This is a genomic window from Micromonospora sp. NPDC049089 (assembly GCF_040648775.1).
GTDB lineage: Bacteria > Actinomycetota > Actinomycetes > Mycobacteriales > Micromonosporaceae > Micromonospora.
In genome coordinates, this window is record NZ_JBEZEH010000219.1 from 1 (window position 1) to 11,828 (window position 11,828).

The 11,828-nt window shown below is 71.6% G+C and carries 8 protein-coding genes; 4 read left to right on the plus strand and 4 right to left on the minus strand.

All coding sequences use genetic code 11. The features are described from left to right. Both rsmA and AB0B48_RS28225 read right to left on the minus strand, forming a co-directional pair. On the minus strand, window positions 1-721 hold a 721-nt coding region (rsmA, locus tag AB0B48_RS28220; RefSeq protein WP_357206768.1), incomplete at its 3' end, for a 16S rRNA (adenine(1518)-N(6)/adenine(1519)-N(6))-dimethyltransferase RsmA. Then, window positions 715-1,614, minus strand: coding sequence for a TatD family hydrolase (locus AB0B48_RS28225; protein ID WP_357206770.1), 900 nt, complete (start codon window positions 1,612-1,614; stop codon window positions 715-717). The genes rsmA and AB0B48_RS28225, both read right to left, overlap by 7 nt. 129 nt (window positions 1,615-1,743) lie before the next feature. Here AB0B48_RS28225 and AB0B48_RS28230 point away from each other — a divergent pair, with 129 nt between their 5' ends. Beyond that, window positions 1,744-2,991: a hypothetical protein gene (locus AB0B48_RS28230; protein ID WP_357206772.1), complete on the plus strand. Its 1,248-nt coding sequence runs from the start codon at window positions 1,744-1,746 to the stop codon at window positions 2,989-2,991. Window positions 2,992-3,121: 130 nt separating this feature from the next. Continuing rightward, the gene (locus AB0B48_RS28235) at window positions 3,122-6,025 is read left to right on the plus strand and encodes a hypothetical protein (RefSeq protein WP_357206774.1); all 2,904 of its coding nucleotides are present in this window, start codon (window positions 3,122-3,124) and stop codon (window positions 6,023-6,025) included. A 71-nt stretch (window positions 6,026-6,096) separates the two neighbouring features. On the opposite strand, the gene metG is transcribed toward AB0B48_RS28235, so the two are convergent. Continuing rightward, window positions 6,097-7,899, minus strand: coding sequence for a methionine--tRNA ligase (gene metG, locus AB0B48_RS28240; RefSeq protein WP_357206776.1), 1,803 nt, complete (start codon window positions 7,897-7,899; stop codon window positions 6,097-6,099). A gap of 158 nt (window positions 7,900-8,057) precedes the next feature. On the opposite strand from metG, the gene AB0B48_RS28245 reads away from it, so the two are divergent. Then, entirely contained in the window at window positions 8,058-9,110 is a 1,053-nt protein-coding gene (locus AB0B48_RS28245; protein ID WP_357206778.1) for a hypothetical protein, read from the plus strand. Between the two features lie 31 nt (window positions 9,111-9,141). Here AB0B48_RS28245 and rsmI read toward each other — a convergent pair whose 3' ends face one another. After that, the gene (gene rsmI, locus AB0B48_RS28250; RefSeq protein ID WP_357206780.1) at window positions 9,142-9,990 is read right to left on the minus strand and encodes a 16S rRNA (cytidine(1402)-2'-O)-methyltransferase; all 849 of its coding nucleotides are present in this window, start codon (window positions 9,988-9,990) and stop codon (window positions 9,142-9,144) included. Window positions 9,991-10,121: 131 nt separating this feature from the next. Here rsmI and AB0B48_RS28255 point away from each other — a divergent pair, with 131 nt between their 5' ends. Then, window positions 10,122-11,783, plus strand: a complete 1,662-nt coding sequence (locus tag AB0B48_RS28255; RefSeq protein ID WP_357206782.1) for a phospholipid carrier-dependent glycosyltransferase — start codon at window positions 10,122-10,124, stop codon at window positions 11,781-11,783. Window positions 11,784-11,828 lie beyond the last annotated feature (45 nt).

An 11,828-nucleotide genomic window follows, 5' to 3' on the forward strand; every position in this document is an offset into this window, starting at 1 on the left:
ACGCGGCGCGCAGCGTCTTGCGCCGCTGCGCGAACGCCGCGTCCACCACGGCGAAGACCCGCTCCCTCGGTACGTCGATGCGGGGCGGCTCATGGCAGGTGAAGGCGACCAGGCCGGAGTCGACGTTGGGCACCGGCCAGAACACGTTCGGCGGCACCTTGCCGGCGCTCCGGGCCTGGGCGTACCAGGCGAGCTTCACCGACGGGATGCCGTACACCTTGGAGCCGGGACCGGCGACGAGCCGGTCGGCGACCTCCTTCTGCACCATCACCAGGCCGTGGCGCAGGGTGGGCAGCACGGCGAGCAGGTGCAGCACGACGGGCACGGCGACGTTGTAGGGCAGATTCGCCACAAGCGCCGTCGGCGCCGGGTCGCCCAGCTCGGCGGCTGCGATGCGCAGCGCGTCCGCGCGGTGCACGGTGAGCCGGGCGGCATCGCCCTCGGCGTGCCGCGCGACGGTCTCCGGCAGCGCCCCGGCGAGCACCGGGTCGATCTCCACGGCGTGCACGTGCCCGGCGACCGGCAGCAGCCCCAGGGTCAGCGAGCCGAGCCCGGGCCCCACCTCCAGGGCCACGTCGTCGGGGGTGAGGCCGGCGGCGGTCACGATCCGGCGCACAGTGTTCGGGTCGTGCACGAAGTTCTGGCCCAGCTTCTTGGTGGGCGCGACGCCCAACCGGGCGGCGAGTTCCCGGATCTCCGCCGGGCCGAGCAGGCTCACCACGGGCCGAAGGCCCGCTCGCCGGTGGCGGAAATGGCCGCGCACAGCTCGTCCAGATCGCTGCCGGTGGTCGCGGCGAGCGCGCGGACGGTGAGCGGAATCAGGTACGACGCGTTCGGCCGGCCGCGGTACGGCATCGGGGTGAGGTACGGGGCGTCGGTCTCCACCAGCATCTGATCCACCGGGGTGAGCGCGGCGGCCTCGCGTAGCGCCGTCGCGCTGCCGAAGGTGACGGTGCCGGCGAAGCTCAGCAGGTAGCCGCGGCGGACGCACTCGCTGGCGAAGTCGGCGTCGCCGGAGAAGCAGTGCAGCACCACCCGGTCGGGAGCACCCTCGTCGTCGAGGATGCGCAGCACGTCGGCGTGCGCGTCACGGTCATGGATGACAAGCGTCTTGTCGTACCGCTTGGCGATGGCGATGTGCGCCCGGAAACTGTGCTCCTGCGCGGCACGCCCCTCGTCGCCGGTCCGGAAGAAGTCCATTCCGGTCTCGCCGATCCCCCGGACCCGGTCGCGGGCGGCGAGTGACTCGATCTCCCGCAACGCCTCGTCGAGGTCGCCGAGCCGGGGTGCCTCGTTGGGGTGCAGCGCCACGGTGGCCAGCACCGCGGGGTACTCGTCGGCGATGTCCGCGCCCCACCGGGACGAGGCGACGTCCACGCCCACCTGGACCAGCCGGTCCACGCCGACCTTGGTGGCCAACGCGATGGCCACGGCGACCGGGTCGTCGGCCGGCCCGCCGCCGGGCACACCGGCCTCGCTGACCGTGATGTCCAGGTGGGTGTGGCTGTCCAGCACCGCCCGGGGCAACGACTCCGGGGCGGGCGGAAACTCTCCGGCCCGCCGGGCGGCACGCTCGCGGCGGGATTCAGTGGGCTCGCTCATCAGCGACAGCATCACACACCGGGCCTGTCCATCTGCCCGCCACCCGACGTTCACCCCGACTACGCCGCGCGACTCTACGGTCGCTCACGAGCGGACGCGACAGCGTGCGGACCTCATCCCACCGAGCAGCGAGGCGACGGCATGAGCGTCACTCCCCAGGCCGGTGGCAGCGCCGGCGAACGGACCGGACTGAACGTGGCGTTCGGTGGCGGCGTGTACCCGGCGGAGGAAATCGCCCGGGGCGCCGCGTACGAGTTGTTCAGCGCCGACGAGGTGGCCGGCTTCGAGTGGGCACCCCGCCCGGGTAGCGCCCTGCCGTGGCACCGGTTCGTGCACGTCACCGAGGTGACGGCTGTGCACGGGCTGACGGAGCCGGCCGACGAGCCAGAGACGCCGCTGCTGATGCCCGCTCACCGCGAGCGGGGTTGGGCGTACCTGCACCAGCTCAGCCAGCAGCCGGCCGCAGCGGGCGACCCGATGCTGGTGGCCGCGCGCGCGTCGGCGGTGGTCCGGCGGGGCACCCGGATGATGAAGGTGCTCTCGGCCCAGCAGCTCGCCGGCTACGTACGGGGTTGGCTGCCGCACGGCTTCTGCTACCGCGAGCACGATGTGGCGCACCTGCGTACGCCGGCGACGACGACGGTGCTGCGTACGGACGGTGACGCTGGCCGGGACGACACGGACGTGACGTACGCGCTGCGCTGGCGCGCGTCCGACCCGGGCGACTACGAGGTGCCGGTGGGCCCGGCACACCGCGGCCTGACCGCGCTCGCCGCCCGGGACCGGCTCGGCGCCCCGGTGCTCGGCACCGGCTTCGTGCCCAGCAACGGTCAGCTCATCCCGGAGTTCATCACCCGGGACTTCGCCGACCTGCCGATGCCGGCGAACGCCGCCCTCATCGCGTACCCGGCGGAGGGGATGGAGGTGGTGCTGTACACGTACCAGGCCGAGCAGCGCGGGTGGTTGCGGATGGTGGGCCCGCAGTGGCGGCACCTGCTGGCCGCGGTGCCGGGACTCTCCCCGGACCAGGAGTACGTGCCGAACGCCGACGTCCCCCGCTCCACCCAGCTGGTCGGCATGTACGGCGACAGCGAGTACGAGGCGGTCGCCGACCTGCCCGGTGGGTTCCGGGTGCTGGCGATGACCCGGGCGGCCCGTTACCCGGTCGACGCGGTGGCCCGCCGGCTCCGGTTCGCCCAGTGGCGGGGGGTGCCGTGCCTGGTGCTGCGGGAGGAGGCCGGCTGGCTGCGGGTACGCCTGCGCTACCCGAACCCGGACACCGTGGTCACGACCGGTGCGCAGTGCCAGGAACGCGGCGTCTACGAGGCCTGGGCGCCGGGCGCCGAGGTGACCGACGACCAGGTGATGGACACCCGGTACGCGATGTGACGGCTCCTCCTGCCGGGTTGGGAGAGCGAGCCGTTCGGTGTGGAAACGGGACACCACGACACTTAGATGATCATTAGGGTCGGAGCTTCCGGCGTGTTGCGCGCCGGCGTCTCTCCGGAGGTTTCCCATAGTGTTTCGTCGAAGACTGTCAGCCGCCACCGTGGTGGTGGCCGTCGCTGCCGGCGCGCTCGTCGCGCCCAGCCCAGCGCTCGCCTACACCAACACCCAGATCCCGGCGTCGAGCTGGGCCTACACCGACTCCGCCACGCCCACTCGCGCCACCGTCAACGCCCAGACCGACGCCCCCATCGGGCGCTGGCTGGACGCCGAGGAGAACGCCCACACCTCCCGCTTCTACTTCTCCATCAGCCTGGCCGAGCTGGCCGGTAGGCAGTTGTCCGACGCGGACCTGATCGTGCGGGAGAAGAAGGTCACCGACTGCGGCAAGGCGGCAGCGGTCGAGCTGTGGCGTACCGCCGGGTTCGCCAACATCAACTCTTGGAAGAAGCCTCCGGTCGAGCAGGAGAAGCTCGGCACGATGAGCGCCGGCGCCGCCGGAGCCGAGTGTCCCGGTTCGCTCGTCCAGGACCTCACCAGCACCGTGCAGGCCGCCCTCGCGCGGGGGGAGACGCGGCTACACCTGGAGCTTCGGCTGAACGCGGAGGCCGAGCGGGACGAACGTCAGGGCCGCTGGCTGTACTACCGGCCCACGCTCAGTGTGCAGCACAACGGGCTGCCGACGATCGGCAACCTCTCCCTCTACCCGAACAAGGGCTGCGGTGACGCCACCCACCCGGTCACCGTCGGGGGCGGCTGGATCACGTTCTCGGCGAAGGCCAGTGATCCAGACCCCAACGACTGGGCCGACGTCTACTTCGCGGCCTGGCCGGTGGACCACCCGGACCAGCGCCGCGAGCGGGGTGGCAGCAGCTACGGCAGCGGCCAGGAGCACCGGACCGAGTGGGAGATGTCGAGCTATCCGCACGGCACCGTCCTGGCGTGGACGGCGCGGGCGACGGACGGCGACGGCGACTCCGGGTGGGCTCCCCTCTGCTACGTGCGGGTGGACGGGCAGGCTCCTGCCGAGGCTCCGCAGGTGAGCTCCGCCGAATACCCGGCCAACGGTGCTCCGGGTTCGGGAGGCGTCGGCGTGCCGGGCACGTTCCGCTTCGACGCGGGTGGCGACACCGACGTGACCCGCTACCGCTACGACGACCCCAACCAGGGGACGACCGTCGTGGTCGACGCACCGGCACCGGGCGCTGCGGCAACCTTCAACTGGACGCCGGAGCGCAGCGGACCGATGACCATGAGGGTGCGGTCGCTGGACGCCGTGGGCAATGCCTCCCCGCCCCGCGAGTACGAGTTCTGGGTCCGGCACACCGAGCCCAGCGTGCAGGTCGATGTGGCCGGCACCCATCTGCCCAGCACGCTCACCATGCGCTCCCCCGTCGCCGAGGTGACCTCCTTCGGCTACCGGATCGACAGCGGCGAGGAGGTGCGGGTGCCGGCGACGGAGGCTGCGGCGACGGCCACTGTCACCTTCACCGAACCCCGCCTGTACCAGCTCGTGGTCTCGGCCTACATAGGTGACAAGCTCTCCGGATCAGGGCGCCAGTCGGTGTCCGTCAACGACGCACCGAAGGTCGAGTCGACGGACTTCGCCTGGGATCACAACGGCGTCGTCGGCGTGGAGGGGACGTTCAGCTTCCGACCCCGCACCACCGACGTGGTGGCATACCGCTACGCCTTCGGATACGACGAGGAGACGCGAATTGCCGCGGCGGCGGACGGGACGGCGTCGTTGGCGTGGACCCCGCAGGCGCCCAACTACTACCAGCTCCACGTTCGCTCGGAGCGCGCCGACGGAACGCTCTCGCAGGACACGGGGTACGAGTTCTCGGTCGTCGACAACAAGCCCACCGTCTACTCCTCGGATGTCGACGGGTCGCCGCGTCGGGACGGCCTCGGACTCCCGATGTCGTTCCATTTCAGCACGTCGATGCCCGACGTGGCGGAGTTCGTCTACCAGTTCGACGGCGAGGCCGAGCGAACGGTATCGGCGGAGTACGGTACGGCCCGTCTGACCTGGACCCCGGATCGAGCCGGTGATCGCGAGGTGACGGTCCGGTCCCGGTACACCTCTGGCCAGCTGTCTCCTCCGGCGGTGTGGCCGTTCGCGGTCTGGACCGGGCCGGTCGTCCGTTCGGCCGCCTATGAGTCGGGCAGCTCGGACGGGCGGGTGGGCAAGGAGGCCACGTTCACCTTCCAGCCGGGCCTGCCCGGTGTGCAGCGGTACACCTACCAGCTGAACTGGGGCCAGGAGCGAACCGTCGACGCTGGCGCTGACGGCATGGCCAGCGTGACGTACACCCCGAGCGAATCCGGCTACCAGACGATCGAGGTCACCAGCCACGGCGCGGACGGCACCAGGTCGCAGACCCGGACGTACGAGTTCGTGGTGAAGAGCGACCGGGTGGGCGTGGCCGGCTGGTACAGCGACTGGAGCGTAACCGGTGGCATCGGTGTGCCGGGTTCGATGACGTTCTGGACCGATCTGTACCCGGACGTCGCCGAGTACCGGTACCGACTCAACGACGGCCCCGAGCAGACGGTGGCCGCGGACCCGGACGGCACCGGCACGGGCTTCCTCCTCACCCCGGACCGGAACGGCGTGAACACCCTGTCGGTCCGTCAGCTGCTGCGCAGCGGGGAGCTGTCCCCGGCGACCGAATACCGCTTCAGGGTCGGCACCGCACCGCTGGTCACCTCGGCGGAGTACCCGGCCGGGCAGTGGAGCGGCGGCGCCGGTCAGGCCGGCAGGTTCACCTTCAGCGGGGGCACCACCGGCATTGTCGAGTTCGAGTACCAGGTCGGTGAGGACGACGCTCGGGTCGTCCCGGCCGTCGACGGCACGGCCACGGTCAGCTGGACTCCGCCTTACTGGACCAGCTACACGATGACCGTGCGGGGCCGACTGGCCAACGGCACGTGGACGGACAGTTCGTCCTACAACATCCTCGTACAGCCGTAACGCGGCCTACCCGTACGGATCGCGGCCCCGGGGGTCTACCCGGGGCCGCGGTCCGTACGGTGGCAGGGGGCTCAGTCGGCGAGCCGGGCCAGTTCCTCGTCGACGATCGACGGGTCGAGCTTGCGGAACACCGGCTTCGGCGCGGCCAGCGGGCGGCCCGCCTCGATCGACACCGACTCCCAGCGCGCGCCGACGGTGTAGTCCCCGGTCAGCACCGGGTACGCTGGGCCGCCGTCCAGGTCGTCGACCTGCTCGATCACCGGCATCGGCGCGTGCACCCCGGTGCCTCCGAGCAGCTCGTGCACCTGCTGGGCGGAGTGCGGCAGGAACGGGGTGAGCAGCGTGTTGGCATCGCTGATCACCTGAAGGGCGACGTGCAGGATGGTGCCCATCCGGGGCTTGTCCGCCTCGTCCTTGAGCTTCCAGGGCGCCTGCTCGGAGAGGTACCTGTTGGCCTCGGCGACCACCTTCATGGCCTCACCGATCGCCTGCTTCTGCCGGTGCCGGCCGATCAGGTCGCCGACGGTGGTGAACCCGGTCCGGGCGACGGCGAGCAACGCCTCGTCGGCCTCGGTGAGCCCGGCCGGGTCGACCGGCGGGATCGTCCCGAAGTTCTTCGCGGCCATCGAGACGCACCGGTTGACCAGGTTGCCCCAACCGGCGACCAACTCGTCGTTGTTGCGGCGCAGGAACTCGGCCCAGGTGAAGTCGGTGTCGTTGCTCTCCGGGCCGGCGGCGGCGATGAAGTAGCGCAGCGCGTCGGCGTCGTAGCGCTCCAGGAAGTCGCGAACGTAGATGACCACCTTGCGGGACGAGGAGAACTTGCGCCCCTCCATGGTCAGGTACTCGCTCGAAACCACCTCGGTGGGCAGGTTGAGCCGACCCAGCTCGCCCGGCTCACCGTCGCGGGAGCCCTCACCGGAGTAGCCGGAGAGCAGCGCCGGCCAGATCACCGAGTGGAAGACGATGTTGTCCTTGCCCATGAAGTAGTAGGACTGGGCGTCCTTGCCCGCGCCGTCGGCGGACCAGTACTTCCGCCACGCGTCCGGGTCGCCGGAGCGACGGGCCCATTCGATCGAGGCGGACAGGTAGCCGATCACCGCGTCGAACCACACGTAGATCCGCTTGTCCGACCGGTCGCGCCAGCCGTCGAGCGGGATCGGTACGCCCCACTCCAGGTCACGGGTGATCGCCCGGGGCTGGAGGTCGTCGAGCAGGTTGCGGGAGAACCGCAGCACGTTGGGCCGCCACCCCTCGCGGGTGTCCAACCACTGCCGCAGCACCTCGGCCAGGGCCGGCAGGTCCAGGAAGAAGTGCTCGGTCTCGACGAACTTCGGAGTCTCTCCGTTGATCCGCGACTTCGGGTTGATCAGGTCGATCGGGTCGAGTTGGTTGCCGCAGTTGTCGCACTGGTCACCGCGGGCGCTGTCGTACCCGCAGATCGGGCAGGTGCCCTCGATGTAACGGTCGGGCAGGGTGCGCCCGGTGGACGGGGAGATCGCGCCCATGGTGGTCTTCGGCACGATGTAACCGTTGCGGTACATCCCCTCGAACAACTCCTGCACCACCGCGTAGTGGTTGCGGGTGGTGGTGCGGGTGAACAGGTCGTACGAGAGACCGAGGCCGTGCAGGTCCTCGACGATCACCCTGTTGTACCGGTCGGCCAGCTCGCGCGGGGTCACCCCGTCGGCGTCGGCCTGCACCTGGATCGGGGTGCCGTGCTCGTCGGTGCCGGAGACCATGAGCACGTCGTGGCCGGCCATCCGCATGTACCGGGCGAAGACGTCGGAGGGAACGCCGAAACCGGAGACGTGGCCGATGTGGCGGGGGCCGTTGGCGTACGGCCAGGCCACTGCCGCGAGAACGTGACTCATGAGCAGTGAGCCTAGTGACCCGTCCGGGGCGTTCGCGAACCAATAGGGGGTGCCCGACCGGCGGACCGGGCCGACCACCTCGCCCGTTGGTCCGATTTGTCGTCGACACGCGGCTCACCTGCCCGTTTCACCTCCTGGTGCGGTGTGCAATGAACGTCGTGACGGGCAGAGGAGCGGCGCGGGACCACGAGGACCCTCCCACCGGGTCGGCGGTCGGCGACGACCCGGGGCCCGGGCCCGCCGCGTCCCGGGTCGCCGGGGTCGCGCCGCAGCCCCGGCTCGTGTCCACCGCCGACCCGGGTGCGCTGCGGCCCACCCCGGCGGGCAGGTCCGCCGCAGCGGCCCGCCCCGCGCCGGCGGCGCCGTCACCCACACCGACTCGTCCGACCCCGGGGGCACCCGTACCCAGCCCGGCCCGGCCCGGCTCGTCGGGCCCGCCGGCCGACTCGGCGCCGGCCGGCGCGGAGCCGGTCGAGGTGGAGCCCACCACCGGCGCGCCGGTGGACGCGGTGCCGCGTCGGGTGCCGGTCCGGCAGCAGGGCCGCCGGCAGCGCGGCCATGGTCCCGACGGCGACCCGCCGGAGGACGACGGTGGCGCTTTCTGGGCGCCGATCGAGCAGGTGCACTGGGACGGCACCCCGATTCGCAAGGACGCGGCACCGGCGCGGTTCCGCAGCTTCCGGCTGGCGCGGCGCCGGGCACCTCACCGCACGCCACTGCCGCCGGACCCGCTGCCCGGGCTCGCCGCGCTGGTGGTGCTGAGCCTGGTCGCGGCCTTTTTCGCCTGGGTCAGCGCCGGCCCGTTCTGGCTCGCGGTCGGGCACGCCCGGACTGGCACCGTGGTGATCGACGGCTGCTCCGGCGACGGTCTCACCCTGCGCTGCCGGGGGATCTTCACGGCAGAGGACGGGCGGTTCATCACCCATGGTGTCCGGGTCAGTGGCGTGCCCGCCGAGGGGAGCACGGCCGGCACCGTGCTGCCGGCACGGATGACCGGCCCGGACAGCGGTACCGCGTACGCGGACGTCGGCGTGGGCCGGCACCTGCGGTGGCTGCCCGGCCTGCTGGTGATGCTGGCCTGCGCCGCGGGCATCGTCCGGTTGACCGGGTCGGCCCGGCTGCCCGGTCGCCGGCACCGCCGCTGGGCCGTGGCCGCCGCCGTCGCCGGCCCCACACTGATCACCGTCGGCTTCCTGATCGCCGCGTGGTGACCCGGTCGTCCGGCGAGCCGGACCACCTCGATCAGCTGTGCACGATCGTGTAGACGTCCCGGCGGCGCAGCGCGTACTCGGTGGCGACGTCGGTGATGGCGTCCCGGCGGGACCGACCGGCGGCCTCCCGCTCGGCGACGGCGGCGCGGAGGGTGTCGTCGTCGGGGCGTTCGGCAGCGGTCACCGGGGCTCCGGCCACCACCAGGGTGATCTCTCCACGCGGGTCCCCCTCGGTGGCCCACCGGGCCAGCTCGCCGAGGGGGCGGCGGAGCACCTCCTCGTAGGTTTTGGTGAGTTCGCGGCAGAGCGCGGCCGGCCGGTCCGCCCCGAACGTGTCGGCCAGGTCGGTGAGCGTCGCCCCGATCCGGTGCGGGGCCTCGAAGAAGACCAGGGTGCGCTCCTCGGCGGCGAGGGCGCGCAACCGGGACCGACGGCCACCGGGGGTGCGCGGCAGGAAACCCTCGAAGCAGAACCTGTCGCAGGGCAGCCCGGAGACGGCCAGCGCTGTGGTGACCGCGCTGGGCCCGGGGGCGACGGTGACCGGCGCACCGACATCCAACGTGGCACGGACCAGCCGGTAGCCGGGGTCGGAGACGCTGGGCATCCCGCCGTCGGTGACCAGCGCCACCACGTACCCGCTGAGGATGACCTCGACCAGTTCGGGGGTGCGCCGCTCCTCGTTGCCCTCGAAGTAGGAGACGATTCGACCGCCGACGGTGAGATCGAGATCGCGGGCCAGCCGGGTGAGCCGTCGGGTGTCCTCGGCGGCGACCACGTCGGCGCTGATCAACACCTCCCGGAGTCGGGCCGAGGCGTCGGCGGGGTTGCCGAGCGGGGCACCGAGCAGAACCAGGCGCCCAACTTCGGACATTTCACCCACGAATTCGTCTCCTTCATTGCAGGGAATACCGGTATCAGGGACGACGGACGCCACCGGACACCTTGGCAGCCTACGATCGCCGGGTGACGAGTGCGTCGACAGCGCAGACCCCGAGCGCAGATCCGGACAAGATGATCCAGGTGACCGGCGAGCCCAGCGCCGCCCAGGAGCCGACGGCACCGAGCGCCGAGGGCGGCGGGGTGGTCGCCGTGGTCCGGCGACGGTTCGCCACCGTCGACACCCAGGCGGACAGGTTCTCCTGGCTGGCCACAGCAGTGGTGGTGGCCATCGCGGCGATCGTGCGCTTCGTCGGGCTGTCCAGCCCGAAGGGCAAGATCTTCGACGAGACGTACTACGCCAAGGATGCCTACGGCCTGATCTCCCGTGGCGTGGAGTGGAACTACAAGGACAACGTCCCGTCGTACGTGGTGCACCCCCCACTGGGCAAGTGGTTGATCGGCGTCGGCGAGTGGGCCTTCGGCTACCAGGACGCGGATTCGAAGGTCTCCGTTCCCGGTCACCTGATGACCACCGCACCGGAGTTCGGCTGGCGATTCTCGGCGGCGGTGATCGGCACGCTGTCGGTGCTGCTGCTGGTCCGCATCGGTCGGCGGATGTTCCGCTCGACGGTGCTCGGCTGCGCGGCCGGTCTGCTGCTCGCCCTGGACGGCTTCCACCTGGTGCTGTCCCGGGCGGCCCTGCTCGACATCTTCCTGCTGTTCTTCGTGCTGGCGGCGTTCGGCGCACTGGTGCTCGATCGGGACGCCCGCCGTCGACGCTGGGCACGGGCCCTGGACGACGGGCTCGATCCGAGCCAGCCGGGCCGGGCCGGGCGCCCGCCGACCGGTTGGCGCACCTGGCCGTGGTGGCGGCTGGCGGCCGGTGTGCTGATCGGCTGCGCCTGCGCGGTGAAGTGGAGCGCCCTGTACTTCGTGCCGGCCTTCGCGCTGCTGGTGCTCTTCTGGGAGGTCGGCGTCCGCCGCTCGGCGGGGGTCCGCCGGCCCTGGCGGGACACGCTCGTCGACGAGCTGCCCTGGCTGGTGCTCGCCGGCGTGCTGATGGTGGGCACCTACCTCGCCACCTGGTCGGGCTGGCTGCTCACCGACGACGGTTACTACCGGCTCGCGTCGGCCTACCCGAGCGCACCCCTCAGCGACCGCCCGTTCATCGGCCCGCTGATCAACCTCTTCGAATACCACCGCGCGGCGTACGGCTTCCACGCCCAGCTTGACGACGCGCACAAGTACCAGTCGTGGCCGTGGCAGTGGCTGCTGTTGGGCCGGCCGGTGGCGTTCCACTACGCCGGTGACGGCGTCTGCGGTGCGGCGAGCTGCGCTTCGGAGATTCTGCTGCTCGGCACCCCGCTGCTCTGGTGGTCGTTCCTGCCGGCCCTGGTGGCGCTGGCCTGGCTGGGGTTGGCCCGTCGGGACTGGCGGGCCGGCGCGATCCTGCTCACCGTGGCCGCCGGGCTGCTGCCGTGGTTCTGGTTCGCTCTCGACGGCCGGACGATGTTCTCGTTCTACGCCGCGCCGGCGGTGCCGTTCCTGGTGCTGGCCGTGGTGTACGTGCTGGGCGCGCTGATCGCGCCCGCCGGGGGTGACGTGGGTGCGGTGACGCCGCTGGTGCCCGGTGACCCGGCTTATGAGCGCCGGCTGGTGGGCAGCATCGCGGCGGGAGCGTACGTGCTGCTGGTTGCGCTCTGCTTCGCGTACTTCTATCCGATTTTTGTCGGTCGGGTGATTCCGTACTCGGACTGGCTGTCCCGGATGTGGCTCGACGGTCGGTGGATATAAGCATCGACAGGCGACGCGCCGCACAGCGCGACGGAAGAAGGGCCC

Excerpts from the sequence above, each read along its gene's own strand:
- AB0B48_RS28230 (WP_357206772.1), top strand. The coding sequence starts at position 1,744 with ATGAGCGTCACTCCCCAGGCCGGTGGCAGCGCCGGCGAACGGACCGGA.
- metG (WP_357206776.1), bottom strand. The coding sequence starts at position 7,899 with ATGAGTCACGTTCTCGCGGCAGTGGCCTGGCCGTACGCCAACGGCCCC.
- AB0B48_RS28255 (WP_357206782.1), top strand. The coding sequence starts at position 10,122 with ATGATCCAGGTGACCGGCGAGCCCAGCGCCGCCCAGGAGCCGACGGCA.
- AB0B48_RS28225 (WP_357206770.1), bottom strand. The coding sequence starts at position 1,614 with ATGCTGTCGCTGATGAGCGAGCCCACTGAATCCCGCCGCGAGCGTGCC.